The organism is Methylosinus sp. DMC45, assembly GCF_056313885.1.
Window position 1 is genome coordinate 105,081 of record NZ_JBQUZK010000047.1, and the last position, 22,774, is coordinate 127,854.

Annotated in this window: 28 protein-coding genes; 18 read left to right on the forward strand and 10 right to left on the reverse strand. The window is 65.8% G+C overall.

Annotation, left to right across the window (positions count from 1 at the left end; all coding sequences use genetic code 11):
• Positions 1 to 553 precede the first annotated feature (553 nt).
• Positions 554 to 1,345 (reverse strand): hypothetical protein, encoded by a 792-nt coding sequence (locus ACT53T_RS15425; RefSeq protein ID WP_476161854.1) that lies wholly within the window; start codon positions 1,343 to 1,345, stop codon positions 554 to 556.
• A gap of 334 nt (positions 1,346 to 1,679) precedes the next feature.
• On the opposite strand from ACT53T_RS15425, the gene fliK reads away from it, so the two are divergent.
• Both fliK and ACT53T_RS15435 read left to right on the forward strand, forming a co-directional pair.
• Positions 1,680 to 2,444: a flagellar hook-length control protein FliK gene (fliK, locus tag ACT53T_RS15430; RefSeq protein ID WP_476161855.1), complete on the forward strand. Its 765-nt coding sequence runs from the start codon at positions 1,680 to 1,682 to the stop codon at positions 2,442 to 2,444.
• Entirely contained in the window at positions 2,392 to 2,985 is a 594-nt protein-coding gene (locus ACT53T_RS15435) for a transglycosylase SLT domain-containing protein (RefSeq protein ID WP_476161856.1), read from the forward strand. The genes fliK and ACT53T_RS15435 overlap by 53 nt, the downstream gene beginning before the upstream one ends.
• Before the next feature lie 13 nt (positions 2,986 to 2,998).
• Here the strand turns inward: ACT53T_RS15435 and ACT53T_RS15440 are convergent, their stop codons facing one another.
• A complete protein-coding gene (locus ACT53T_RS15440; RefSeq protein WP_476161857.1) occupies positions 2,999 to 4,183 on the reverse strand; it encodes an ATP-grasp domain-containing protein in 1,185 nt (394 codons plus the stop codon).
• 218 nt (positions 4,184 to 4,401) lie between these two features.
• On the opposite strand from ACT53T_RS15440, the gene ACT53T_RS15445 reads away from it, so the two are divergent.
• Positions 4,402 to 4,950 carry a hypothetical protein gene (locus ACT53T_RS15445; protein WP_400766728.1) on the forward strand — a complete coding sequence of 183 codons (549 nt, stop codon included), beginning with the start codon at positions 4,402 to 4,404 and terminating at the stop codon, positions 4,948 to 4,950.
• Here the strand turns inward: ACT53T_RS15445 and ACT53T_RS15450 are convergent, their stop codons facing one another.
• The 3 genes from ACT53T_RS15450 to flgF all read right to left on the reverse strand — a co-directional run bounded on the left by ACT53T_RS15450 (position 4,951) and on the right by flgF (position 7,526).
• Positions 4,951 to 5,391, reverse strand: coding sequence for a hypothetical protein (locus ACT53T_RS15450; RefSeq protein WP_476161858.1), 441 nt, complete (start codon positions 5,389 to 5,391; stop codon positions 4,951 to 4,953).
• An 81-nt stretch (positions 5,392 to 5,472) separates the two neighbouring features.
• On the reverse strand, positions 5,473 to 6,807 hold the full coding sequence (gene fliI, locus ACT53T_RS15455) for a flagellar protein export ATPase FliI (protein ID WP_400766732.1): 1,335 nt from the start codon (positions 6,805 to 6,807) through the stop codon (positions 5,473 to 5,475).
• The gene (gene flgF, locus ACT53T_RS15460; protein WP_400766734.1) at positions 6,804 to 7,526 is read right to left on the reverse strand and encodes a flagellar basal-body rod protein FlgF; all 723 of its coding nucleotides are present in this window, start codon (positions 7,524 to 7,526) and stop codon (positions 6,804 to 6,806) included. The genes fliI and flgF overlap by 4 nt, the downstream gene beginning before the upstream one ends.
• A gap of 154 nt (positions 7,527 to 7,680) precedes the next feature.
• On the opposite strand from flgF, the gene motA reads away from it, so the two are divergent.
• The 11 genes from motA to ACT53T_RS15515 all read left to right on the forward strand — a co-directional run bounded on the left by motA (position 7,681) and on the right by ACT53T_RS15515 (position 15,637).
• A complete protein-coding gene (gene motA, locus ACT53T_RS15465) occupies positions 7,681 to 8,553 on the forward strand; it encodes a flagellar motor stator protein MotA (protein ID WP_018264591.1) in 873 nt (290 codons plus the stop codon).
• Between the two features lie 5 nt (positions 8,554 to 8,558).
• Positions 8,559 to 9,506 carry a flagellar motor switch protein FliM gene (locus ACT53T_RS15470; RefSeq protein WP_476161859.1) on the forward strand — a complete coding sequence of 316 codons (948 nt, stop codon included), beginning with the start codon at positions 8,559 to 8,561 and terminating at the stop codon, positions 9,504 to 9,506.
• Between the two features lie 124 nt (positions 9,507 to 9,630).
• Positions 9,631 to 9,933 carry a flagellar motor switch protein FliN gene (gene fliN, locus ACT53T_RS15475; protein WP_244635349.1) on the forward strand — a complete coding sequence of 101 codons (303 nt, stop codon included), beginning with the start codon at positions 9,631 to 9,633 and terminating at the stop codon, positions 9,931 to 9,933.
• Positions 9,934 to 9,951: 18 nt separating this feature from the next.
• A complete protein-coding gene (locus ACT53T_RS15480; protein ID WP_476161860.1) occupies positions 9,952 to 10,977 on the forward strand; it encodes a flagellar motor switch protein FliG in 1,026 nt (341 codons plus the stop codon).
• Between the two features lie 13 nt (positions 10,978 to 10,990).
• Positions 10,991 to 12,076, forward strand: coding sequence for an EscU/YscU/HrcU family type III secretion system export apparatus switch protein (locus ACT53T_RS15485; protein WP_476161861.1), 1,086 nt, complete (start codon positions 10,991 to 10,993; stop codon positions 12,074 to 12,076).
• Positions 12,077 to 12,148: 72 nt separating this feature from the next.
• Entirely contained in the window at positions 12,149 to 12,532 is a 384-nt protein-coding gene (gene flgB, locus ACT53T_RS15490; RefSeq protein WP_018264596.1) for a flagellar basal body rod protein FlgB, read from the forward strand.
• Positions 12,533 to 12,538: 6 nt separating this feature from the next.
• Positions 12,539 to 12,958, forward strand: a complete 420-nt coding sequence (flgC, locus tag ACT53T_RS15495) for a flagellar basal body rod protein FlgC (protein WP_476161862.1) — start codon at positions 12,539 to 12,541, stop codon at positions 12,956 to 12,958.
• Entirely contained in the window at positions 12,955 to 13,275 is a 321-nt protein-coding gene (fliE, locus tag ACT53T_RS15500) for a flagellar hook-basal body complex protein FliE (RefSeq protein ID WP_018264598.1), read from the forward strand. Before flgC ends, fliE begins: the two co-directional genes overlap by 4 nt.
• A gap of 18 nt (positions 13,276 to 13,293) precedes the next feature.
• Positions 13,294 to 14,082 carry a flagellar basal-body rod protein FlgG gene (flgG, locus tag ACT53T_RS15505; protein WP_476161863.1) on the forward strand — a complete coding sequence of 263 codons (789 nt, stop codon included), beginning with the start codon at positions 13,294 to 13,296 and terminating at the stop codon, positions 14,080 to 14,082.
• Positions 14,079 to 14,543, forward strand: coding sequence for a flagellar basal body P-ring formation chaperone FlgA (flgA, locus tag ACT53T_RS15510; RefSeq protein WP_476161864.1), 465 nt, complete (start codon positions 14,079 to 14,081; stop codon positions 14,541 to 14,543). Before flgG ends, flgA begins: the two co-directional genes overlap by 4 nt.
• On the forward strand, positions 14,543 to 15,637 hold the full coding sequence (locus ACT53T_RS15515) for a flagellar basal body P-ring protein FlgI (protein WP_476161865.1): 1,095 nt from the start codon (positions 14,543 to 14,545) through the stop codon (positions 15,635 to 15,637). The genes flgA and ACT53T_RS15515 overlap by 1 nt, the downstream gene beginning before the upstream one ends.
• Before the next feature lie 7 nt (positions 15,638 to 15,644).
• On the opposite strand, the gene ACT53T_RS15520 is transcribed toward ACT53T_RS15515, so the two are convergent.
• Together ACT53T_RS15520 and ACT53T_RS15525 are read right to left on the reverse strand one after the other, a co-directional pair.
• Positions 15,645 to 15,854: a hypothetical protein gene (locus tag ACT53T_RS15520; RefSeq protein ID WP_476161866.1), complete on the reverse strand. Its 210-nt coding sequence runs from the start codon at positions 15,852 to 15,854 to the stop codon at positions 15,645 to 15,647.
• Between the two features lie 69 nt (positions 15,855 to 15,923).
• Complete coding sequence (locus ACT53T_RS15525) at positions 15,924 to 17,435, reverse strand: hypothetical protein (protein WP_476161867.1); 1,512 nt, start codon at positions 17,433 to 17,435, stop codon at positions 15,924 to 15,926.
• Positions 17,436 to 17,841: 406 nt separating this feature from the next.
• Between ACT53T_RS15525 and ACT53T_RS15530 the strand changes: the two genes are divergently transcribed.
• Both ACT53T_RS15530 and smbP read left to right on the forward strand, forming a co-directional pair.
• Positions 17,842 to 18,048: a hypothetical protein gene (locus ACT53T_RS15530; RefSeq protein WP_018264604.1), complete on the forward strand. Its 207-nt coding sequence runs from the start codon at positions 17,842 to 17,844 to the stop codon at positions 18,046 to 18,048.
• A gap of 148 nt (positions 18,049 to 18,196) precedes the next feature.
• Positions 18,197 to 18,532 carry a small metal-binding protein SmbP gene (smbP, locus tag ACT53T_RS15535; protein WP_026191191.1) on the forward strand — a complete coding sequence of 112 codons (336 nt, stop codon included), beginning with the start codon at positions 18,197 to 18,199 and terminating at the stop codon, positions 18,530 to 18,532.
• Positions 18,533 to 18,595: 63 nt separating this feature from the next.
• Here smbP and ACT53T_RS15540 read toward each other — a convergent pair whose 3' ends face one another.
• A complete protein-coding gene (locus tag ACT53T_RS15540) occupies positions 18,596 to 19,192 on the reverse strand; it encodes a PAS domain-containing protein (RefSeq protein WP_018264606.1) in 597 nt (198 codons plus the stop codon).
• A 161-nt stretch (positions 19,193 to 19,353) separates the two neighbouring features.
• On the opposite strand from ACT53T_RS15540, the gene ACT53T_RS15545 reads away from it, so the two are divergent.
• Both ACT53T_RS15545 and ACT53T_RS15550 read left to right on the forward strand, forming a co-directional pair.
• Entirely contained in the window at positions 19,354 to 20,133 is a 780-nt protein-coding gene (locus ACT53T_RS15545; protein WP_043332048.1) for a rhomboid family intramembrane serine protease, read from the forward strand.
• Positions 20,134 to 20,196: 63 nt separating this feature from the next.
• Positions 20,197 to 20,628, forward strand: a complete 432-nt coding sequence (locus tag ACT53T_RS15550; RefSeq protein WP_018264608.1) for a CBS domain-containing protein — start codon at positions 20,197 to 20,199, stop codon at positions 20,626 to 20,628.
• Between the two features lie 46 nt (positions 20,629 to 20,674).
• On the opposite strand, the gene ACT53T_RS15555 is transcribed toward ACT53T_RS15550, so the two are convergent.
• Positions 20,675 to 21,709 carry a patatin-like phospholipase family protein gene (locus ACT53T_RS15555; protein WP_476161868.1) on the reverse strand — a complete coding sequence of 345 codons (1,035 nt, stop codon included), beginning with the start codon at positions 21,707 to 21,709 and terminating at the stop codon, positions 20,675 to 20,677.
• 124 nt (positions 21,710 to 21,833) lie between these two features.
• Complete coding sequence (locus ACT53T_RS15560) at positions 21,834 to 22,772, reverse strand: glutaminase (RefSeq protein WP_476161869.1); 939 nt, start codon at positions 22,770 to 22,772, stop codon at positions 21,834 to 21,836.
• Positions 22,773 to 22,774: the final 2 nt, after the last annotated feature.

Genomic DNA, 22,774 nt, shown 5'->3' on the forward strand with positions numbered 1-22,774 from the left:
CATCGCGCAACGACATTGGCGCTTCGACATCGAATATCTCGTCGGACGAAACGCGAACGACGCCGACCCCATTCGATCTGCGTGACGCCTTGGCCGGAACCGTTCCGATCTCGACGCAGGCTTACGCGCGCGTCGAATCCGCGAGCGCGAAAACCGATGTCGACATCGCCGCGCGCTCTACAGCGGACAGCGCCGCGCCGATTGCGCAGAATACATCGTCGCGCGCGACGCTCGTCCAATCCCGCGTCGAGGGTGAGGCGAAGAGCGCAGACGTTCTCCCGACGCAGAATTGGCCGTCCAGGTCTTTCGAAGCCGATCGTCGCCGAAGCGACAGTGCGGCGGCGCCGGCCGATGTGCCCGCGTCTCGAACGGCGACGACGAACGTCGCATCGATGCGCGCGTCCAATGTCACGGCCGTGGCGTCGGATCGAAGCGCGCAAGCCGGCCGAGCCTCCGACGCCGGGACAATAGCGCCGGTTGCAGATAGGCCGAGCTCGTCGATCTCGACGCCGCTGCAGGACGCCGCGACCGCGGACGCGAGCGCCGTGTCAAATTATGTCGCCGCGCCGGCTGCGACGGCTTTTTCGCAGATCTCGAGCGAAGCTCGACGCCCGCCGCCTGTCACCAATCGCGCTACGCCTGTCGTCGCGGCATCGCGCGTCGAGTCGTCGGCGCCGAGCGTCGCAAGCGCCAGCGATCCGCAGCAGGCCGTGCGGCGATCGTCGGAGCCTGCGGCCTCGCGATCGGTGGCGGGCGACGCGCGCGCGCCCGTTTCTGCGCCGCCGGATGACGTCCGCAGCGCTGTCGGAGCGTCAGCCGTATCGGCAGGCGCGACGCCGGTCCAACCCTCGGCTGTCGTAGCGAATGGCGATGCGCCGCGCAGCTTCGTCTCTGCGTCGAGCCCCGCGCCGACCACATCGGCGCCGGATGACGCCCGCAGCGCTGTTGGAGCGTCAGCCGTATCGACAGGCGCGGCGTCCTTCCAACCCTCGGCTGTCGTAGTGAATGGCGATGCGCCGCGCAGCTTCGTCTCTGCGTCGAGCCCCGCGCCGACCACATCGGCGTCGCCGAATGACGCTCGTAGCGCTGTCGGAGCGTCTGCTGCATCCGCAGACGCGGCGCCGGTCCAACCCTCGGCTGTCGCGGCGAACGGCAATGCGCAGAGCGGCGCCATCTCTGCGTCGAGCCCCGCGCCGACCACATCGGCGTCGCCAGATGACGCCCGCAGCGCTGTTGGAGCGTCTGCTACATCGACAGGCGCGGTGTCGGTCCAGCCCTCGGTTGTCGTAGCGAGTGGCGATGCGTCGCGCGCCGCCTTAGCTGCGTCGAGCGCCGCGCCGACCACATCGGCGGCGCCGGATGACGCCGGCAGCGCAGTAGGAGCGTCCGCCGCATCGATTGGCGCGGCGCCGGCTCAACCTTCGGCTGTCGTAGCGAGCGGCGATTCGTCGCGCGCCGCCTTGGCTGCATCGAGCGCCGCGCCGATCATATCCGCGCCGCAGCGCGAGCGTGCGTCTGCCATCCGGTCGAGCGACCGAGCTTCCGCTGACGATCGGCGCGCGAGCGCATCGACGGTGACGGAGTCCGTCGAATCCTCTTCTGTCGCCGAGTCATTCGCCGATGCTCGCAGCATCGAGGCGTCATCGTCCAGCGCCGACAGAAATTCCGATCGCAGCTCAATGGCGGCGATCGACGATCGGCCTCGGCCGTCCATCGATTCCAGATCGGCGAATTTCGAGACGCGTGACAATGTGACGCCGTCGCCAGATGCGCCGAGCGTCTCGACGCAACCGAGCGCGACGACGGTCGATGACGGAACGATCGCGGCTGCGCCGGCGCCTATCGGAACGCTCGCTATTCTCGCGCCGGCGGCGCAGCTGCCGACCGCTTTCGCCGAGCTCCTCGCGCCGCAAGCGCGCAGCCTCATCGCTTCCGCATCTCTGACGTCTTCGGCGCCGGCGCCGGCGCCCGCTACGAATGTCGGCGAAGGGCAACGGCAGAGCGTCGCGCCGAAAATTCTGACCATAGAGCTCGAGCCTGCGGCGCTGGGCGCGGTCACTGTGACGATGAAGCTGGCGCATTCGGGGATAGACATGCGTATCAGCGTCGAATCGTCCGAGGCGTTGCGCCGGCTGGATTCGACGCGCGAGAAGCTCGTCGAGGCGATGCAGTCGTCCGGCTGCACGATCGACTCCTGCACCATACAGATCGGCCCGACCGCCGCCGACGGCGCCAATGCGCAAGCCGCGCCCGATAATGGCGCGGGCTTCGCGCAAGCGGGCGGAGGCGGACGCGAGGAGCAGAGCGTCGGTCGACAGGGAGCGGGCTATGGGGGATCGGGCGGTGATCGCAGGCAAGGCGCGAGCGCGGAGAATGGCGAGCGGGGGACGAATGGCGAACCTCGCCGCGTCGCTGATCGCCGCGGCGGCGACGTCTATCTGTGAGGCGCGCGCCGAAGGTCGGCCGACGTCGAGCAATATTTGCGAAAGGGAGATGATCCGCGCCTCCAATGAGAATGCGGTTCCTCTCGCCGTGCTCTATGCGGTGGCGCTCACCGAGACGGGGCAGAAGGGCGCGCTCAACGCCTTTGCGATGAATGTCGAAGGGCGCGCTGTGTTCAGCGCCGATTTCCGCGAGGCGATGATGCGGTTTCTCGCGGCGAAGCGTTCCGGCGCCGTGCTCATCGATATCGGCTGCATGCAGGTCAATCATCATTATCACGGCGCGCGCTTCGCGAGCGTCGAGGCGATGTTCGATCCGCGCGCCAATGTCGATTATGCGGCGCGTTTCCTCAAAGATTTGCACGAGCGCGAAGGGACATGGACCTCGGCCGTGGCGCGCTATCATGCCGGGCCGAAGAACGCGCCGGCGCAGAAGAGCTATGTGTGCTCGGTGATCGCCAATATGATCGCCAGCGGCTTCGGCGCCTGGACCGACGCCTCGCGCGACTTCTGCCGCCCGCGCCGAGAAGCCGCGTCGCGCTGAGCGCGGCCGGCGCTCAGCGCCGCTCGCCGTCGCCCGCGGCGCGATGCAGATAGGACGCGAAGGCGTCGAATATCTTGCGCATCTGCGGCGGCTTGTAGGGGAACACGTCGACAGGATCCATGTCGTGGACCAGCAGCGTGTGATCGACCTTGAACACGACCAGCTCGCCGCTCTTCGTCTCGGCGCAATCCACGCCGAAATAGGTGAGGCCGACGCAGTCGACCAGCGCCTCGAAGGCGTCCGAATGGCGCGTCACGAAGTCGCTGTCGAAGGTCGCGAAAAATTGCTCTTCCTCGCGCCGGCGCCGCATGTCCGCTTCCATTCGCGCATCGACATAGGAGCCGTTCCAGCCTTCTGAGACGGCGAGGTGGCATGCGTAGGGGCGTCGGTCGATGAACAGCAGGCGAATTTTTCGATAGAGACCGTCCTGCCCACGGCAATCGACGAATGGCGACACGAGATAGGCCCGGTCCGAGCGCTTCGTGAGATAGAGGCCGAGGCCGAGCGCGGTGTCGATCTTCTCGGCGCCGCGCTCGTTGCGCTGCTCGATCGCGCGGACGACGATCGGAAAATTTCCGTCGGCCTCGCTCGACTCGGCGACGTCGCGCAGCTCGTCGTGCGCCATCCGACGCAGAATGGGCGTGCGCAGCCCGGCCTCTGTCAGATTGGCGGCCAGAGCGATCGGCTCCAGCATGGAGACGCGGTCGGGAAGGTTGACGACCGGCGTCGGCCAATAGGCGAGCAGATCCTCGAGCTCGGCGAGCAGGCGACGGTTGAGGCTCGTCGCCGCGATCGCGACAAAGGCGAGATCATGATCCGGCAAGGCGGTTGGCAGCTCGCGGCCGGGCATCACATAGACCATCGTCAAGGCGATGTCGGAGCCTTCCAGCAGAAATTCGAGCGGCGTGTTCGCGCCTATGTCGGCGGCGGCGACGAATGCGAGCACGCGCAGTCTCGGATTGGCGCCGCAGCAGGTGCTGCGGAACACGCGCTGCTTGCTGAGCGCCATGGCCTGCCGCTTCAGGCCCGTCGCGAGATTGCCCTCGAGCTGATCGATGACCGCGAGATCCATCAGCGCGCCGGCGTGGTTCGGGTCGCGCTCGCACATGCCGAGCAGGCGCCCGGCCACGCGGCTCAGATCGACGCCGGCGAAGGCCAGCCGCGTCAGCTTGGCGAGGCCGATCGGCAGCGCGTTCATGGGGTCCGACGATTGCTCGATACGCATAAATTCACCGTCTGTCCGCTCCGACCGCCGCACGGAACTCGGCGCATCCTCCGCCGTCGACGCGTGTCGCGTCCGATGAGATAGCTAACGAGCCAACATTTCCCGAAGCTTGTCGAAATTTTGCAGCTCGATTCAACTTTGCTCGATTTTGAGCTATCCATTTCTAGTTCATCGATTCGAGGAACGGTCGCATGGTTGACGCTCCGACATTTCGCTCCGATGGCCCGCGTCGCGCGCCGACGCTGGGCAAGCCGAAGATCGCGCCGCCGCATCTCTTCGCGGAGCGCCGCACGCCGCCGATGCGCCCGACGCGCGATATCGGCGAGCTGGCCCTGCGCACTGTCGGGGTCGCTCTCGCGGTCGTGTCGACGGCCTTCGCCGGCTATATGATTTCCGATGCGGAGCGGCGTCCGCAATTCGCCGGTCTCGAGCATCTCGCGATCTACAGCCGCCCCACGGTTATCGCCGCCAAGCGGATTCAGACGCAGATCGCCGATCAGCGCGGCAAGGTCGACTTCACGCCTGTGGGCTCGATCGGGGAGGCGCAATCGGAGGTCGGCGTTCCCGGATTCGCGCTGCTCAGCGTCCGCTCTGGCGTCGCTCTGCTGCAAACGCCGAATGCGATCATCAAAGTGTCGCCGGGCGATCTCGTGGAGGGGCTCGGCCGCGTCACCGCGCTGGAGCGTCGCGGCGAGAAATGGGCGCTGGTCTCGAGCGCCGGAGTCGTCCTCGGCGAGTGATCAGCGCCGGGCGACTCGCGCATTGGCGCGCGCGACGGCCTGATCGATCTGCGCATTGAACTCCGCGAGCAGGCGCTCCGCCTGCCGCGCGCGCGATTTCTCCTGTCGATCCGGGTGACAGGCCCAGGCGAGGCGTCGACGCAGCGCGCCGAGCTTCGCGAGCGAGCCTTCGGCGCGCTGCAGCTCGACCAGGACCTCCTCACGCTCGGGCAGCCGCGCGACCTTCGGCGGCGGCGGCGGGGCAGGCTCCTTCGGCGTCGCGCGATCGATTCCATAAGCGCGGGATATTCGCGCCACGCGATCCTCTGGCGATAGCGGAGACGGCGCCGCCTCCTCGCGCAGCAGGGCCCCGATGGGGGGAGGGCGCAGAGGCCCGGCGTCGCGCTCCGTGGCGCGGGTCGCTTTTTCCAGGCTATCGAGAATGGTCGCGAAATTCGTCATGGTCCCGAGCCGCAGGCAGGGCCGGGATCATGACCGCGAAGGAGTGAAAGATTGGTTGACCGGGCGGGCGCGCCGTCCCGTTCAGCCGTGCGTCGCGTGCTGCAGCCTGTCGGCGACCTCTCGGAAGGGGTCGACGCTCGGCGGAGATTGCGGCGACTGAGTCAGCGCCTCATAGAGCTTGGGAACGAGCTGCACGGCCTGGTCCAGCTCCACATCCGCGCCCCGCTGATAGCCGCCGAGCATGCGCAGATCGCGCGTGTCCTCATAGCGCGACACCAGCGCGCGCAGCTTCTGGATGAGATGCCGCTGCTCCGGCTTCCAGGCGTGATGCGCGAGGCGGGAGATCGACGCTTTGAGATCGATCGCAGGATAGCGTCCTTGCTCGGCGATGGCGCGGTCGAGCACAATATGGCCGTCCAGCGTGCCGCGCACGCAATCGGCGATCGGATCATTGTGATTGTCGCCGTCGACCAGCACGGAATAGACGCCAGTGATCGAGCCGCGCCCTTCCTCGCCAGGCCCGGCGCGCTCCAGCAGGCGTGGAATATCGGCGAATATGCTCGGCGTGTAGCCATGCGCCACCGGCGGCTCGCCGGCGGCCAAGGCCACCTCGCGAGAGGCGTGCGCGAAACGCGTCACGGAATCGACGATGAGCAGAACATTGCGGCCGATGTCGCGAAAATATTCCGCTATGGTGGTCGCCGTCAGCGGCGCGAGACGGCGCATCATCGGGCTTTCATCGCCTGTGGCCACGACGACGATCGACTCGCTCGCTTGTCCGGCCAGCACCTCGTCCAGAAATTCCCGCACCTCGCGACCGCGCTCGCCGACGAGACAGATCACCACCGTATCGAAGCCCGGCGCGCGCGCCAGCATCGCCAGCAAGGTGGATTTGCCGACGCCAGAGCCGGCGAAAATGCCGATGCGCTGGCCGGCGCAGATCGGCGTGAAGCAATCGACGGCCTTGACGCCCGTGCGCACAGGCGCGCTCACGCGGCCGCGGCGCATCGCCTTCGGCGCCGAGGCGTCGACGTCGAAAGCGGTCTCGCCATCCGAGAGCGCGCCACGCTCGTCGATCGGCCGCGCAAAGGCGTCGAGAACGCGCCCGGCCCAATCGGCGCTGGGTGCGACCGCGATCGGCCCGGCGCGATAGGCCGGCGAGTTGAGGCCGATGCGCACGCGATTGTCGAAGGATTTGATGATCGCGCCCTCTTTGCCGACGCGCACGACCTGTCCCAGCGCGCCGTCCGGCGGCGCGCCGATGCGCACACATTCGCCGAGCTCGACGAAATCGGAGAGGCCGCTGACGCGGCAATAGGAGGGCGTCACCTCGGTCACGAGGCCGAAGACGCGAATGTGGTCGGCGCGACGCTGGTCGCGCTCCACCGCGGCGCGCAGGCGCTGTAGCGAGGTCATGAGCCGCCGAGCGTGCGAATGGCCTCACGCTGCGAGCTGTCGAGCATGTCGTTCATCGAGCTCACGCTGTCGAAAGCGCGCGATGTGGCGATCAGCTTCGCCATCTCGTGAATCGGATTGACGTTGGAGCCCTCGATAAATCCTTGCTGCACGCCATTGCGCACGAAATCGAGCACCGCCGTCGCGGGCTTGGACGGAATGAGGCTGGCGTTGGGACCGCGGGTCAGCTCCGCGGTCTCGTCGAGGGTGAAGAGGCCGACGGCGCCGACCTGACGACCGCTCTGCGTGATCATGCCGTCGCGCGAGATCATCGGCGGGCCGCCATTGGGATCGAGCACAACGGCTGAATTGCCCGCATCGAGAATCGGAAAGCCAGAGACGGTCTGCAGATCGCCGGTCTCCGTCATGCGCATGCGTCCGTCGCGCGTGTAGGCGGTTCCGCCGGGCGTGCGTATCGCGAAATAGCTGTTGCCCACAATGCCGATATCGTAGGGATCGCCGGTCTTCGTGAGCTCGCCGACGGCGCGCGAGACGAAATCCTTGCCGGCCGAAACATAGGCGACCTTGCTCGTGTCCGTATCGGAGACGACCTGCTGAAAGCTCACGCCATCGGCGCGATAGCCCGGCGTCGCCGCATTGGCGATATTGTTGGCGAGTGTCTCCAGCCGCTTGTCGACGGAGACTTGCGCCGAAAGCGAGACGTAAAAGGCCGATTGCATGTCGTCGAGGTCCGTGCCTGCGCTGCGGCCGCATCGCGCCGCTCCGTCATGAAGCTGACCGGTTTTGCTTGCGTGAAGCTGAAAGAAAATGTCAGCCTCGCGCAAGGGACGGTGACTAATTCGTTAATACGAATTTCCATCGGAGACTGGCGTCATGGGCTTTCTCGTCGGGCTGATCATCACGATGGGCTGCATGTTCGGCGGCTTCGCGGCGCTGGGCGGCCATTTGATCGTGCTATGGCAGCCGTGGGAGTTCGTGATCATCATGGGCTCCTCGCTCGGCACTTTCGTCGTCGCCAATCCGACCAAGGTGATCATGGACACGGGCAAGGCGCTCGGCCAGGCGGTCATGGACAAAGGCCCCAAGCATCGCGACTTTCTCGACATACTCGGCCTGCTGCACGCTCTGATGCGCGAATTGCGCAGCAAGCCGCGCAACGAGGTCGAGGCGCATGTCGACAATCCGGCGGAATCGAAGATATTCACGGCGTTTCCGAAGGTGCTCGCCAATAAGGAAATGACCACCTTCATCTGTGATTACTGCCGTCTCTTCATCATCGGCAATGTCCGCACCTTCGAGATCGAGGCGCTGATGGACGAGGAGATCGCGGCCATTCGCTACGATCGGCTGAAGCCCTATCATGCGCTGACTTCGGTCGGCGACGGCCTGCCGGCGCTCGGAATCGTGGCGGCCGTGCTCGGCGTCATCAAGGCGATGGGCGCGCTCGATCAATCGCCGGAGCTGCTCGGCGGCCTCATCGGCGCCGCCATGGTCGGCACATTCGCCGGCATCTTCGTTTCCTATGGCATTGTCACGCCGCTCGCCTTCAAGGTGAAGGTGGCGCGCAGCAAGGAGTGCCACCTCTACGTCATCGTCAAGCAGACGCTGCTCGCGTTCATGAATGGCGCCATGCCACAAGTGGCCGTCGAGCATGGACGTAAATCCATTCCCGCCTACGAGCGTCCCTCGATCGACGAGGTCGAGAACGAGACGCTGTCCGGCGGCGGCGCGGCCGAGGCGGCGTGATCGGCATGAGCATGGATGGAGCCGTGGAATTCGCCTCGCAGGGAGTGAGGGAGCGGCTGCTCTCGGGCGGCGGCCCCTCGCTCGATCGCATGCCGCTGTTGCGCGCGGTGTTCGACGCCATGGCGTCGCAGATGCAGGATTCGATGCGCGGGCTCGCGGAAGGCGCGATGCAATTCGCCGTCGAGTCGATGACGGTGGCGCGCGCGGGCGAGATCGCGCTCGAGACGGAGCGCGCCGCGCTCTCGGCGTCCTACGTCGCCGGCGCCGATCCAGAAGCCAGGACGATCATCGCCGCCGACCGGCGTTTCGTGTTCACGCTGCTCGAGGGATTGTTCGGCTCCGACGGGTCGGAGCCGCCTTATGACGCGGAGCGCGAGCTCACGGCGATCGAGACGCGCGTCGGCCTGCTGGCCTTCTCGCGCGTGACCAATTCCTTGCAGGCGGCTTTCGCCGCGCTCGTCGGAACGCGCTTCACGCTCGAGCCGACGGAAGCGCGCTCGGAGCCCGCAGGCGCCGCGCGCAAGAGCGGCGGCTTCAGCGTCGTTTGCCGTTGCCGGCTGCGCGCCTTCGGAGCAGAGGGCGCGCTGCTCATCGCCATTCCGCAGGGGACGCTCGATCCACTGCGCGACGCCCTGTCGCAAGAGGCGCCGAAATCGACGACTGCGACAGATCCGCAATGGGCGAAGCGGATGAAGGAGCGCGTGACCGAGACCGAGGTGACGCTGAGCGCCGTGATGGAGAAGAGCGATCTCACGCTCGCGGACGTCGCCCGCATCGAGGTCGGCCAGGTCATAGAGCTGCCCGTCTCGCCGACGGGGCTCGTCGCGCTGATGTGCGAAGGGCAGTCGCTGTTCTGGTGCGAGATCGGCCAGAAGGATGGCTCCTACACGATACGCATCGACGATTTCGTCGATCAGCAGCAGGAATTCATCGACGACGTGCTGCGCGGTTGAGCGCTGGCGCGATTGCGGCGTCGACAATGGAGAGATCGACATGGGTGAGTTCGATTTTGAGAGCTCCAAGAGCGAGGAGCTCGAGCGGCTGATCGGCGGCTCGCGCCCGATGGGCGAAGATCTGATGATGGCGGAGCGCGCCGGCGAGCCCGAGATCGACGCGCGCAAATTCGAGTCGATCTTACGCATCCCGGTCGTCATGCAAGTGGTGATCGGGTCGGTGACCATGCCGGTCTCCAATCTGCTCAAGCTCGGGCGCGGCGCGATCGTGCCGCTGGACCAGAAGATCGGCGAGCCGGTGGACGTCGTCGTCAACGGACGGCTCATCGCGCGCGGCGAGGTGGTCGTCGTCGAGGACGACAATACGCGCTTCGGGGTCTCGCTCACCGAGATCATCGAGCCCGGGAGCGGCGCGCGGCGCATGTGACGGAGGCGGGAGCCCGCGATGACGAATCTGATTGCGGCCGATGTAGGCCGCACGCTCAACGGCCCGGAAAAAGTCGCGGCGCTGCTGCTGTCGGTCGACAAGGATGTGGCGCAGCGCGTTCTCAAGCATTTCGATCAGAACGAGCTGCGGCAGATCACCAAATTCGCCGCTGGCCTCGGCGCGGTTCCGGCGAGCACGATCGAGCCGCTCATCGAAGATTTCATGTCGCAGCTCGAGAGCGGCGGCTCTGATCTGCGCGGCACGGCGGGCGAGGCGGAAAAGCTGCTGGCGGGCGTCATTCCGCCGGAGCAGATCGCCGAGATCATGTCGGATGTTCTCGGCAGCTCCAATAGCGCGGTGTGGGGCCGCGTCAGCGCCGCGCCGGAGCCGGCCTTCATCGAATATCTCGCCAAGGAGCATCCGCAAACGGCGGCGTTGACGTTGTCGCGGATCGATCCGGCGCGCGCCGCCAAGGCGCTGTCCGTGCTGCCGGCCGATTTTCGCGACGATGTGATGCGGCGAATGCTGTCGTCGAAGCCCGTCACCGACGAGGCGTTGCGTCTGGTGGAGACGACATTGCAGGAAGAGCTCCTGCAGAATTCCGAGGCCACGGCCTCCGCGGCGAAGAACGCCAAGCTCGCGGCGATCATCAACAAGATGGAGCGCGAGCATGCCGAGGGCGTGCTGCGCAGCCTTTCCGAGCGCCGCCCGCGCGACGCCGAAGCGTTGAAGGGCATGCTGTTCAACTTCGAGGACATCACCAAGCTGAATGTCCGCGCCCGGATGATCCTGTTCGACGCCATTCCCGCGGATCGCGTCATTATGGCGCTGCGCGGCGCGGAGGTGGACGTTCGCGACTTCGTGCTGGCGGCGCTCTCTGCGCGAACGCGGCGCATGGTGGAGGCCGAGCTGGCGAGCGGCGCGTCGCCGCCGCGTCGCGACATAATGGAGGCGCGCCGCGTCATCGCCGACACTGTGCTGAGGCTCGCCGAGCAGGGCAAGATCGACTTGTCCAGCGCCGCTCCCGAGGAGGCCGCCGAGTGACGGCCTCTGATCGATGAGCGATACGGAAGACGACGAATCACGAACAGAAGAGGCGTCAGAGAAAAAAATTCTCGACGCCCTCGAGCAGGGCAAGACGCCCGTGTCACGCGATTTGTCGATCGCGACGCTCTTTCTCACCTTTCTGCTCTGCTCCGCCTTCGTCTTTCAGACCGTCGGCCCGCGCCTCGCCGAGGCGATGGCTCTCATGCTCGGCAATGTCGGGCAGTTCGCGCTCGCCAATGGCGCGGACGCCTATATGCAATCGCGGACGGTGGTGCTGGAGACGGCGCGCTTTCTGACGCCCATTCTCGGGATGTTCATCGTCTCGGCGATTGTCGCCGCTTTCATTCAGGGCTCGCCGCGCCTCGTCTTTCAGCGCATCGAGCCCGATCTCTCGCGCATCTCGCCGCGTGAGGGGCTGAAGCGCATCTTCAGCGTCGCAGGCCTCGTAGAGCTCGCCAAATCGGTGGCGAAAATCATCATCATCGCCGGCGCGGTCATTTTTTCGCTCAATGTCGACCGCGGCCTCATCACCGATGCGATGCGCGTCGAGCCCGGCCAGGTGCCGGGCCTGCTGCTCAAGCTCGTCATTCGCCTCACCAGCGTCGTCTGCATTCCGGTCGTTCTGCTGGCGATGGCGGATTTCGCCTGGAGCCGCATGAAGTGGCGGCGCGACATGCGCATGAGCCGCCAGGAGATCAAGGAGGAGCTCCGGCAATCGGAAGGCGATCCGATGATGAAGGCGCGTCTGCGCTCCATCGCGCTGGATCGTTCGCGCAAGCGCATGATGGCGGCGGTTCCGCGCGCGACCTTCGTCATCGCCAACCCCACACATTACGCCATCGCGCTTCGCTATGTGCGCGAGGAGGGCGGCGCGCCGCTCGTCGTCGCCAAGGGAACAGATCTCGTCGCGCTGAAGATCAGGGAGATCGCGGAGGCCAATGACGTGCCCGTGCTCGAGCGTCAGGCGCTGACGCGCGCGATGTACGATCATGTCGAGATCGACAAGATGATCCCGTCGGAATTCTATCGTCCGATCGCAGAGCTCATTCATTTTCTGCACAACAGCGGTCAGGCTTCGCGTTCTGCGTCTCGCTGATCGCGGGCGCAAGTCCAGCTTGACGCAAGACCGAACGGCTAATTTTCCGTTACCAAATCTGCGCGAGGCATCATGGTCGAGCCTGTTTATCTCTTCGATCTCGTCGAAAAGCAGCGGAGCTGGCTCTCTGCGCGTCAATCGGTGGTCGCCCAGAATATCGCCAACGCCAATACGCCCGGCTACAAGGCCGTCGATGTCGCGCCTTTCTCCAAGGTTCTGGATCACAGCGCATTGGAGCTCGCGGGAACCAATGGGCTGCATATTCAGACAGCGGCTTTCGATCCGCGCGCCTCTTCGCCGAAAGAGGGCGCGAATTGGGAGACGAGCCTCTCCGGCAATTCGGTTAGCCTCGAGCAGGAGATGATGAAGTCGGGCGAGATTCGCGGCGCCTTCTCGCTCAGCACCAATATCATGAAGTCGTTCCACGGAATGTGGATGGCGACGTTGAAGGGATAATGCGAGATGGACGCTCTCGAAGCCTCCATGAAAATTTCCGGCGCGGGACTCGAGGCGCAATCGTCGCGCCTGCGCGTCGTCGCGGAGAATATGGCCAATGCGCGCTCCACGGGCCAGACCGCGGGCGCGAATCCTTATGTTCGTAAGACCGTCACCTTCGCCAATGAGCTCGATCGTGCGAGCGGCGCGGAACTGGTTCATGTCGGCGCCGTCGGCGTCGATCGCACGCCGTTTCGCGTCGAGCATGATCCGGGCAATCCGGCTGCGGACAAGGATGGCAATGTGAAGTTTCCGAATGTGAACATTCTCACCGAAGTGGCCGACATGCGCGAGGCCAATCGCGCCTATGAGGCCAATCTCCAGGTCATGAAGCAGACGCGCGATCTGCTCTCCATGACAATCGATCTGCTGAAGGGAAGCCAATGATCGGACTCGTCCCCGGAATCGTCTCCTCCGTCGCCTCCAGCGCCGGCGTCTCGGCGCTGAGTGGCGCGGCGCAGAGCGCTGCGGCTTCGTCTGTCGATGGAGCGTCTTTCTCGCAAGTGCTCGATCAGCTCACGACCGGCGTCGTCGACAAGGTGAAGTCGAGCGAGGCGACGTCTATCGCAGGTGTGCAGGGCAAAGCCTCTGTGCAGCAGGTCGTGGATGAGATCATGTCCGCCGAGCGCGCCTTGCAGACGGCGATCGCTGTGCGCGACAAGGCGGTCGGAGCCTATCAGGAAATCAGCCGGATGACGATTTGAACAAGGATCGGTAGAACCATGCGAGCGCTCGCCATCGCGGCCACGGGCATGAACGCCCAGCAGCAGAATATCGAAGTTCTCTCCAACAATATCGCCAATATCAACACGACGGCGTTCAAGCGCTCGCGCGCGGAATTCACCGATCTGCTCTATCAGGCGGACCGCCTTCAGGGCGTCTCCAACCGCGGTCGCGATGCGACTATTCCAGAAGGCTCGCAGACCGGCCTCGGCGTGCGTCTCGCGGCGATCCGCAGCCTGCAGACGCAAGGCTCGCTGACGCAGACGGGCAATCAGCTCGATCTCGCGCTGCAAGGCCGCGGCTGGTTCCAGATCGTCGGCCCGGACAGCGAGACCGTCTATACGCGCGCCGGCTCCTTCAGCACCAACGCCAATAGGCAATTGGTGACGGGCGACGGCTATCTGGTGACGCCGACCATCGTCATTCCCAATAACGCCACCGCGATCACGGTCAATCAATCGGGCATCGTCTCGGCCACCATAGGCGGGCAGACGACTCCGCAGCAGCTCGGCCAATTGACCATCGCCAATTTCGCCAATGAATCGGGCCTCGAGGCGTTGGGCGGCAATCTCTTTCGCCAGACGGTCGCCTCCGGCGCGCCGGTCGTTGGCGTGCCGGGCGATCCGGGCTTCGGCACGATCAGCCAGTACTATCTCGAGAGCTCGAATGTCGATCCGGTCAAGGAGCTCGTCAATCTCATCTCCGCGCAGCGCGCCTTCGAGCTCAGCTCCAAGGTGATCCAGGCGGTGGACGAGATGGAAGGCACTGTCTCGAAGGGAATCAGATGATGCGGCTGCCGCGGCTCGTCGCTCTCGTGCTGGCCGCGGTCGCCTGCGGCCCCACGCCGCTCGGCGCGGAGGAGCGCATGCTCCCGGTGCCGCTCGGCGTCATCTATCCTGGCGACGTCATTCGTGACTCCATGCTCGGCGAGCGCGCCTTCGGCCTCGGCGCCGGGGCGGATGGCTCGGTGGCGGAGACAAAAAGCGCGCTCATCGGCAAGGTGGCGCGGCGCACGCTGCTGCCGGACCGTCCGGTTCCGACGATCGCCGTCGACGCGCCCAAGGTCGTGACGATAAATGCGTCGGTGAAGATCGTCTTCGATGAAGGCGGCATGGTCATCGTCGCTTACGGCTCGGCGTTGCAGGCCGGGTCCATCGGCGATCTCATTCGCGTGCGCAATCAGGACAGCGGGCTCGTCGTCACCGGCCGCGTGCAGGCGGATGGCTCCATCCGCGTGAGCGAGGGCTGATGCGCAGGCTCCTCGCGGTCGCTCTGCTCGTGCTGATGAGCGCGCCGGCGCTCGCTTCGGTGCGGCTCAAGGACATCACATTTCCGCGCGGCGTGCGGGAATATCAGCTGCTCGGCTATGGCCTCGTCGTCGGCCTGCAAGGCACGGGCGACACGTTGCGCAATGCGCCTTTCACCGAGCAATCGGTGTCGTCCATGCTGGATCGGCTCGGCGTCAATGTGCGTAACAGCGCGCTGCGCACGCGCAATCTCGCCGCGGTGATGGTGACGGCGGCGCTGCCGCCCTTCGTCGGCTGGGGCTCGACGATCGACATCACTGTTTCCGCAATGGGCGACGCCACGTCGCTGATGGGCGGAACGCTGCTGCTCACCTCGCTCACCGGCATAGACGGCAATGTCTATGCGATCGCGCAAGGGCCGATCGCGGTCTCCGGCTTCGCCGTCGGCGGCCAGAACGAGACTTTGACGCATGGCGTCGCGACCGTGGGGCGCGTGCCCAATGGCGCGACGATCGAGCGCGAGGCGCCGCGGCCGGCCGGCGAGAATGGCGCGCTGATGCTGGAGCTGCGCAACCCCGACTTCCAGACGGCGGTGCAAATCGTCGACGCGATCAACCGCTACTCGCAGGCGAAATATCATCAGCGCATCGCGCGCGAGCGCGACAATCGCACCATCGCGCTGACGACGACGCGCGGCGGCGCGACGCGCCTGCTCGCGGAGATCGGCGAGCTGCGCATAGAGCCGAGCACGCCGGCGCGCGTCGTGATAGATGAACGCACCGGCACTGTGGTGATTGGCCAGGATGTGAAGATTTCGCCCGTCGCATTGACGCATGGCGGCCTCACCGTGCGCATCAATGAGACGCCGGAAGTCTCGCAGCCGGCGCCCTTCTCCAACGGCAAGACGACTGTGACCAGCCAGACGCGCATCACCGCGACGGAGGAGGTCGGCGGCGTCGCCACGCTGGAAGGGCCGACATTGCGCACGCTGGTGCGCGGGCTCAATCAGATCGGGCTGAAGCCGACAGGGATCATCTCGATCCTGCAGGCGATCAAGACGGCCGGCGCCTTGCAGGCGGACCTCATCATTCAGTGATGGCGGGTCAGTGCGGGCGGCTCGCCCGCAAGGCGCTCTCCAGCGCCATTATGACGGGTATGATGGCGGTCTTCTCACGTTGCGCCGCGGAATAGAGCTCGTCGCCATCGGCGCGCTCGATCTTCTGTAGAGCTTCCAGCTGACGCTCGAGGCTCTCGAGCAGCGTCGCGGCGTCGACGCGCTCGAGCATGAGCGAAAGCTCGATCTGATCGCCCATATTTCCCTCCGCTATGCGATCGGCCTCCGAGCCTCATTTGGGCGCGTCGGCCAGTCCGCGGTAGGGGCGTCAATGCGTGTGAAGATGGCCTGAGCTTTCCGTCCCGGCTGAGGTCGCGCTTGTTCCGCGATGCGCGGCATGGCTGCTATGGTCATGATGGCCTCCGGCGCCCTTCGCGCCTCCGCCATGGCCATGTCCACCGTGGCTATGCCCACCGTGACCGGCGCCATGCGCGTGAGCGCCATGGTCGTGGCCCTGATGATCGTGGTCCTCATGATCGTGACCTTCGTGATCGTGGCCTTCATGGCCTTCATGGCCGTCATGGCCGTCATGATCGTGATCGTGATCCTCTTCCTCATCGCCCGCCATTTGGATGAGCGGCTTGCCCAGAGTGTCTGGAAACAGGCGCTGCAATGAGAAGTCGATCGAGGCCATCCAGCCTACGGCGCGCCCGCTCTGGCGGTTGATCGGAATGATCGCCTCGGCGCCGATCTGGATCTTGTCTCCCATCCAGATGAGGCCGGGATTGACGGTTCCGACCGTCGAGGCCGAAGTGGGAGAGGTGGCGAAGACCCTTTGATTATTGGGCGTCAGCTCCACGCCGTAATAGGGCGGCAGGCTCGTCGTGCGCACGCCGGAGAGCGGCGTGCGGAACTGAACCTCGACGATCGGGTTGAGCTCATAGACGAAATCGGGGACGCCGAGATCGACCTTCAGCGTCTTCTTCAAATAGGAGAAGCTGTATTGCAGGCTCGCCCCATAGGCGAAGGTCGGCGAGTGGCGGCACTCGTCTATGCTCGGCATCGCCATCGTCATGTCGAATGTGTAGGGCGCGGGCATGTTCATGCAGGACATGTCCATCACGGAATTGAGCATGCCCGACATGTCCGCTCCGGCGGGGCTCATGCCGCTCAGCGAATAGGCGAGGGTGCGGCGCCATGTCGGCAGGCGTAGGCCGAATTGCCCGGTGGCGGCGAAGGCGCGCGCCCAGCCGAATTCTTCCGGCAGATCGCCGAACCCTTTGCCGATCCATAGCGACGGGACCAGAGTAGTGAAGCCCGGCGCGCCCGCCGAGCGATTGCCGACGCCGCCCCAATCGACGAACAGTCCCGCCGAGACGACGAGCTCGCTCTTCTTGTCGGTGAGCAGCTGATATTTGAACGTCGTCTGCAAATTCTGCCAGCCGCCCATCGTCATGCCGGGCATGTACATGCCCATCGGCATCAGCATGGGCATCATCATCATCGCGCCGTCGGGCGTCATGTGATGATCCATGATCATGGCCATGTAGGAGAGATTTTCCGGCATCCACATGCGCGTCCATGTGCCGGCGAGGGTGACGCCGAAATCCTTGGTGATGCGCTTGGAGAGCATCAGCGGGACGTCGAGCTCGCGCGTGTGATCGCCGTTTCGCGTTCCCATCGCCATGGGCATGAAATCATCCATGACGCAGGGCGTGTCTATGGCCAGCGTCATCGGGATCATGCGGGGGCCGATCATGCAATGAGCGGCCGCGTCTCGCGACGCCAATATGGCCGCGAGCCCGGCCGCGGCGGCGAGGCCGCAGCGAGCGAATGTCATGGGAGGTCCTGGTCGGGAATAGGCGAAAACGCGGCAGGCGCGACGCAATGCATTGAATCGACGAGAGCGAATCTATCGATGCGCCGCCGCTTCGCCATTGGGGGATTTGCGCAGCGCCGAGCCTAGATCACCAAGCAGATTCAAGCTTCTGTGCAATATTTATACGCTACCGACGTGATGTCGCCGAGCGGGCTTCGCGTAGCTTTCGAGGGGTTCGGCGGCCGGATTGCGGATCGGCGAAACTTCAAAGATAATCGGCGCCGACGCTCGAGCGTGAGCGTTCAAAAGAACCGAGGGCCTCGGATGCAGGCCCGACCGGCGAATCTGATTGAGGCCCGCAAAGGGAATTCGAGCGTTCTTCCGCTCCCGCTCTCAGGCTCGCCCAAGCGAGTGAGAGAGCAAGAAAATGGCAAAGAATTCCCTGATCGCCCTGTTGCAGGAAAAGCTCGATTCGGCGCGGCGCGAATTGCGGTCGGCGTCGGTCGATTTCGACATTTCGGACGAGCAGCTGCTCGATCTGCGGGCCAGCGCGCGGCAAATATTCCTCGAGCTCAAGGAGCAGGACCGCCAGGTCGCGCAAAAAGGCCTGCTCGCCGCGTTGAAGTTCTGGTGAGGCGCGCGGGGCGCGGCGGAAAATCCTACCGATGGGCTAGCAAGGCGCCCCCATTTGCATTTAAATGCCGGACACGATCATCGGCGGCCGCGATAAATCGAAACGTTCAGTAACGATGCGCGCGCCGCCGGATCATGAGGAAACGACCATGAAGCTCAAAACCGCCGCTCTCACGCTCGCTTTCGGCGGCGCGCTTTTCGCCTCGACGATCGCCCGCGCCGACGACCGGCTCGATCAGGCCGCCAACCACGTCGAGGAAGCGATCACTCAGGTCAAGCTGAAGGACTCCGGGCTTCTCGCCTATCATGCCGATCTCGCGCTGGAGAAGGCCGAGTCGCTGCAGAAGTTCAAGCCGGACGCGCATCTCGCCGCGGCGATCGACCATCTGAAGGCCACCATCGACGAGGCCCGCCAGAACCATCTCGCCCAGGCCGCCGAGCATGTGAAGGCCGCCGACGCGGAGCTCAAGCAGGTCGCGAAGTAATTTCTCGCCTCCGGCCGGCGCGCCCCCGCTCGGGGGCGCGCCGCTGCCGTCGAATGTGATTTTTCAGGCTTTTCCGCCGCGATAGAGAACCAGCTCCGGCCGCCCCGGCGCGCCCGGCCGCACCACGCGGCGGCCGACCGGCTCCGACAGACGAAAATGCGCCTCGCTGGGCGCGATCACGCGAAAGGACGTCAGCCGCAGCGGATGGGCGGGCGCGACGCCGAGCCAGCGCGGACGGCGCGCGGGCGCGATGGCGCCGAGAACGCGGGAGTGCGTCTTGCCGAAGTGACGCAGCGGCAGCAGCAGCAGCTCGAGCTCCAGGACGTCGCCCTCGTCCCCGGCGCGTCCTTCGACTCCGGCGACCACGGGAGCCACGCCGTCGATGACGGTCAGCATGACCGAGGCGAGCGTGCGGCGGTCCTCGGGAGACCACAGATCGAGAAAGGACTTCCCCTTCTGCTCGTCGAGCCAGAGCGCATTCAGCCTCGTGCCGCACAGCCGAATCGGAAAGCGGCCCGCCTCATCGATCTCGATGATGAAGGAATCGGGCAGCGCCTCGCGAATTTCCGCCGGGTCGATCTCGGACCGCTCGGGCGCCGATCGCGCCCCTTTCAAGCGGCTCCAATAGGCGTAGAGTTGCTGGTTGACCTTGTGTCTCATTTTGTTTCCAAAACGGCGTATCGTTAAGGACTTTGCGTCGAATCGGCGCGCCCTGCCGCCCGCCCCCGAGCGGCGAGAGCTGAAGAGCAGGCCGCATGCCAGCGGCAAGAAATCGGTAACCACTCGCAATGGCTCCGGCGAGCCTGAAGGACGGCGCTGAGATGAACGATCGTTTCGAGGCGAGGCCACAGAGGGAGAAAATCCTCAATCTGCCCGGCGAGGTCACGGCGCTGCTCGCCGCGCTGGCGGCGATCCAATTCGCGCTCGGCGCGCTGCCCGGCGCGACGGTCTCCGAGATCTTCTCCGCGCTGGCTTTCGTTCCGGGACGAATCTCGATCGTTTTGGCGCCGGACGCCTTCATGCGCTCCATAGCGGGGCAATTGGCTCCGGGCGTCGAGGCCGGCGACGTGGCCGAGGCTCTGGGCGCGGAGCGCCTGCCCTGGTGGACCTTCGTCACCTATGCGCTGCTGCACGCCAATTGGACGCATCTCGCCGTCAATGGCGTGACGCTGGCGGCTTTCGGCTCGCCGCTGGCGCGCCGTTTCGGCCCGGCGCGCTTCCTCGCCTTCATGGCGCTGACGGCGGCGGCCGGCGCGGCCGCGCATTTTTCGATCCATCCTTTCGACCTCGGCCCGGTCGTCGGCGCCTCGGCGGCGATCTCGGGAACCATGGCGGCGAGCGCGCGTTTCGCTTTCGCCCAGGATTCGCGGATCGGGGCGCCCTTTGCGTCGCGGCGCGCGTCGAGCCTCGCCGAGCTCTGGTCCAACCGGCGCGCGCTCGCCTTCGTCGGTCTCTGGTTCGCGGCCAATCTGATCTTCGGCCTGTTTCCCGGCGCGGCGGGATCGACGGAGCAGATCGCCTGGGAGGCGCATGTCGGGGGCTTTGTGGCGGGGCTTCTCCTGTTCGGCGCCTTCGACCGCCGCGAGGGAGGCCGTGAGTAACCGCAACAGCTAGCCGCAAGTCGGGAGCGCTGAGATAAACTAGCGAGAGGGGAGGGATTTCATATGAATGTCGCCCGCATACTCGCCCGCAAGGGAGCCGAGGTCGTCACCATCGCGCCGGGACGGACGTTGCTGCAAGTGGCGGAGGAGCTGACCCGCCGCGGCATAGGCGCGCTCGTCGTCGTCAGCGCCGATGACGAGGTCGTCGGCCTCATCACCGAGCGCGACATCGTCGGCGCCATAGCGCGCTACGGCGTCGAGGCGCTCTGCGACGAGGTCGCGCGCTTCATGACCGCCGATCCCATGTCGATCGCCGAGGATCATTCGCTGGAAGCGACGATGGAGGCGATGACGGTGGAGCGCCGCCGTCATCTGCCGGTTCTGCGCGAGGGACGTCTCGCCGGCCTCGTCTCGATCGGCGACGTCGTCAAATGCCGTATCGACGAGATCGAGTCCGAGCGCCAGGAGCTTCGCGCTTATATCGCGACGGCCTGAGAGCCGCCGCTCCGCGAGGGTGACGCCGGAGCCGCTCGGCAGCGGCTCACGGCGTCGCGCCGACGAGCGGTATGTGGGCGAAGATATTCGGCAGCGAGCGCCTCGTCGCCTCATGGCCGAGCTCGATCAATTCCTCGGCGCGGTGGAAGTCGAACATGCCGACATCCTCGTGACGCGCATGGATGGTGGCGTCCGGCGGATCGCCCGCCATGCGCGAGCGCAATATGCGATCCTGGATGATGTTGAAAGCGTCGATCATCGAGGCCGCGACATTGGGCGCGGCGCCGGGACGGCGCTGGAAATAGCGCGGCAGAAGATGCGCCGCGAGGCCCGGCTCCGAGGCGTCGGCGAAGGGCGCGCTTTCTTTGGCGCGGCCGCCGCCGGCATGGGCGTGATGATCGTGGATCACATGCGAGCGATACATGGTGTCGGCGGTGACGTTCACCGCGATCACGAAATCGGCGCCCAGCGCCCGGCAGACGGTGATCGGAATCGGATTGACGAGCGCGCCGTCGAAGAGCCAACGGTCGCCGATGCGCACGGGCTCGAAAATGCCGGGCAGAGCGTAGGAGGCGCGCACGGCCGGCGCCAGCGCTCCGCGCTTCAGCCAGACCTCGTGTCCCGTGCCGACCTCGGTGGCGACGGCGGCGAAGCGGACCGGCAGATCCTCGATCGAGAGGTCGGTCAGCTCCTTCTCGAGCGCCGCGCGTAGCCGCTCGCCGCCGATGAGGCTCATGCCCGAGAAGGACAGATCCATGAAGGTGAACACGCGCCTTTTGGTCATGGAGCGCGCGAAGGCCTCCACGGCGTCCAGCTTGCGGGCGGCGTAGCAGCTGCCCACCACGGCGCCGATGGAGGTGCCGGCGACGACATCCGGCACGATTCCGTGCGCCGCCAATTCACGCAGCACGCCGATATGCGACCAGCCGCGCGCCGCGCCGGCGCCCAGCGCCAGGCCGATCTTGGGCCGGGCGGCCACGGGCGGGGGCGTCGGCTCGCGCGCGATCGGCGGGGCTTCGACGCCGCCGCCGCCGCCATCCGGCGCCCATCTGTCGAAGGGATTGCGAAAAAAGGCCGTCATCGCGCCTCTCCTGCCTGCCGTCTCCGCCCGTATCGGTCTTTCTTATATTGGGCGGAAGGCTGTGCGCAGAAAGTAGCGGGGCCGTTAACGGCGTCGCCGCGGCGAGCCGGATCGCGGCTTCGGCTCAGGCCGGCTCGGTTCCGAAAATCGACCAGCCCATGCGCCGCGCCAGCTTCTCCAGCGCGATGCGGCCGAGATGCGAATTGCCATTGGCGTCGAGGCCCGGCGACCAGACGGCGATGGACGCCTTGCCCGGCGCGACGGCCAATATGCCGCCGCCGACGCCACTCTTGCCGGGCAGGCCGACGCGATAGGCGAACTCGCCGGAGCCGTCGTAATGGCCGCAGGTCAGCATCAGCGCGTTGATGCGGCGGGCGCGCTCGGGCGAGACTACAGACGATCCCGCGGAGGGGATACGGCCCGAATGGGCGAGATAACGCCCCGCCATCGCCAGCTGCCGGCAGGTCATGGCGATGGCGCAATGGTGGAAATAGACGCCCAGCGTGAAATCCACCGGATTGTCGATCACGCCGAAGGATTTCATATAATTGGCGAGCGCGATATTGCGAAAGCCGGTGCGTTTCTCGGATTCCGCCACGGCCCGATCGACATAGATCGTCTCGTCCTGGGCCAAAAACTGCAGAAAGCGCAAAATTTCGCCCAACGCCTCGCGCGGCTGATGGCCGGACAGGATCACATCCGTCACCGCTATGGCGCCGGCGTTGATGAAGGGATTGCGCGGCACGCCGCGTTCGCGCTCCAGCTGCACGATGGAGTTGAACGGATTGCCGGAGGGCTCGCGGCCGACGCGCCGCCACAGAAGATCGCCCACCATGCCGAGCGCCAGCGTCAGCGTGAAGACTTTCGATATGCTCTGGATCGAGAAGGGCAGGTCGGCGTCGCCGCCGGCGGCGACGCGGCCCTCGGCGTCGATCGCCACCATGCCGAAAGCGCCGGGATCGACTCCCGCCAGCTCCGGTATATAGCTCGCCACCTCGCCGCGGTCCGGCCGCTCTGCCATTTCGGCGGCGATCTCCTGCACGGCTGTTTCGAGCTCGGTCACTT

Bases quoted from the DNA above. Each gene is read 5' to 3' on its own strand.
- fliK (WP_476161855.1), top strand. From the start codon at position 1,680: ATGGCGGCGATCGACGATCGGCCTCGGCCGTCCATCGATTCCAGATCG.
- ACT53T_RS15435 (WP_476161856.1), top strand. From the start codon at position 2,392: ATGGCGAACCTCGCCGCGTCGCTGATCGCCGCGGCGGCGACGTCTATC.
- ACT53T_RS15440 (WP_476161857.1), bottom strand. From the start codon at position 4,183: ATGAACGCGCTGCCGATCGGCCTCGCCAAGCTGACGCGGCTGGCCTTC.
- ACT53T_RS15445 (WP_400766728.1), top strand. From the start codon at position 4,402: ATGGTTGACGCTCCGACATTTCGCTCCGATGGCCCGCGTCGCGCGCCG.
- ACT53T_RS15450 (WP_476161858.1), bottom strand. From the start codon at position 5,391: ATGACGAATTTCGCGACCATTCTCGATAGCCTGGAAAAAGCGACCCGC.
- fliI (WP_400766732.1), bottom strand. From the start codon at position 6,807: ATGACCTCGCTACAGCGCCTGCGCGCCGCGGTGGAGCGCGACCAGCGT.
- flgF (WP_400766734.1), bottom strand. From the start codon at position 7,526: ATGCAATCGGCCTTTTACGTCTCGCTTTCGGCGCAAGTCTCCGTCGAC.
- motA (WP_018264591.1), top strand. From the start codon at position 7,681: ATGGGCTTTCTCGTCGGGCTGATCATCACGATGGGCTGCATGTTCGGC.
- ACT53T_RS15470 (WP_476161859.1), top strand. From the start codon at position 8,559: ATGAGCATGGATGGAGCCGTGGAATTCGCCTCGCAGGGAGTGAGGGAG.
- fliN (WP_244635349.1), top strand. From the start codon at position 9,631: ATGATGGCGGAGCGCGCCGGCGAGCCCGAGATCGACGCGCGCAAATTC.
- ACT53T_RS15480 (WP_476161860.1), top strand. From the start codon at position 9,952: ATGACGAATCTGATTGCGGCCGATGTAGGCCGCACGCTCAACGGCCCG.
- ACT53T_RS15485 (WP_476161861.1), top strand. From the start codon at position 10,991: ATGAGCGATACGGAAGACGACGAATCACGAACAGAAGAGGCGTCAGAG.
- flgB (WP_018264596.1), top strand. From the start codon at position 12,149: ATGGTCGAGCCTGTTTATCTCTTCGATCTCGTCGAAAAGCAGCGGAGC.
- flgC (WP_476161862.1), top strand. From the start codon at position 12,539: ATGGACGCTCTCGAAGCCTCCATGAAAATTTCCGGCGCGGGACTCGAG.
- fliE (WP_018264598.1), top strand. From the start codon at position 12,955: ATGATCGGACTCGTCCCCGGAATCGTCTCCTCCGTCGCCTCCAGCGCC.
- flgG (WP_476161863.1), top strand. From the start codon at position 13,294: ATGCGAGCGCTCGCCATCGCGGCCACGGGCATGAACGCCCAGCAGCAG.
- flgA (WP_476161864.1), top strand. From the start codon at position 14,079: ATGATGCGGCTGCCGCGGCTCGTCGCTCTCGTGCTGGCCGCGGTCGCC.
- ACT53T_RS15515 (WP_476161865.1), top strand. From the start codon at position 14,543: ATGCGCAGGCTCCTCGCGGTCGCTCTGCTCGTGCTGATGAGCGCGCCG.
- ACT53T_RS15520 (WP_476161866.1), bottom strand. From the start codon at position 15,854: ATGGGCGATCAGATCGAGCTTTCGCTCATGCTCGAGCGCGTCGACGCC.
- ACT53T_RS15525 (WP_476161867.1), bottom strand. From the start codon at position 17,435: ATGACATTCGCTCGCTGCGGCCTCGCCGCCGCGGCCGGGCTCGCGGCC.
- ACT53T_RS15530 (WP_018264604.1), top strand. From the start codon at position 17,842: ATGGCAAAGAATTCCCTGATCGCCCTGTTGCAGGAAAAGCTCGATTCG.
- smbP (WP_026191191.1), top strand. From the start codon at position 18,197: ATGAAGCTCAAAACCGCCGCTCTCACGCTCGCTTTCGGCGGCGCGCTT.
- ACT53T_RS15540 (WP_018264606.1), bottom strand. From the start codon at position 19,192: ATGAGACACAAGGTCAACCAGCAACTCTACGCCTATTGGAGCCGCTTG.
- ACT53T_RS15545 (WP_043332048.1), top strand. From the start codon at position 19,354: ATGAACGATCGTTTCGAGGCGAGGCCACAGAGGGAGAAAATCCTCAAT.
- ACT53T_RS15550 (WP_018264608.1), top strand. From the start codon at position 20,197: ATGAATGTCGCCCGCATACTCGCCCGCAAGGGAGCCGAGGTCGTCACC.
- ACT53T_RS15555 (WP_476161868.1), bottom strand. From the start codon at position 21,709: ATGACGGCCTTTTTTCGCAATCCCTTCGACAGATGGGCGCCGGATGGC.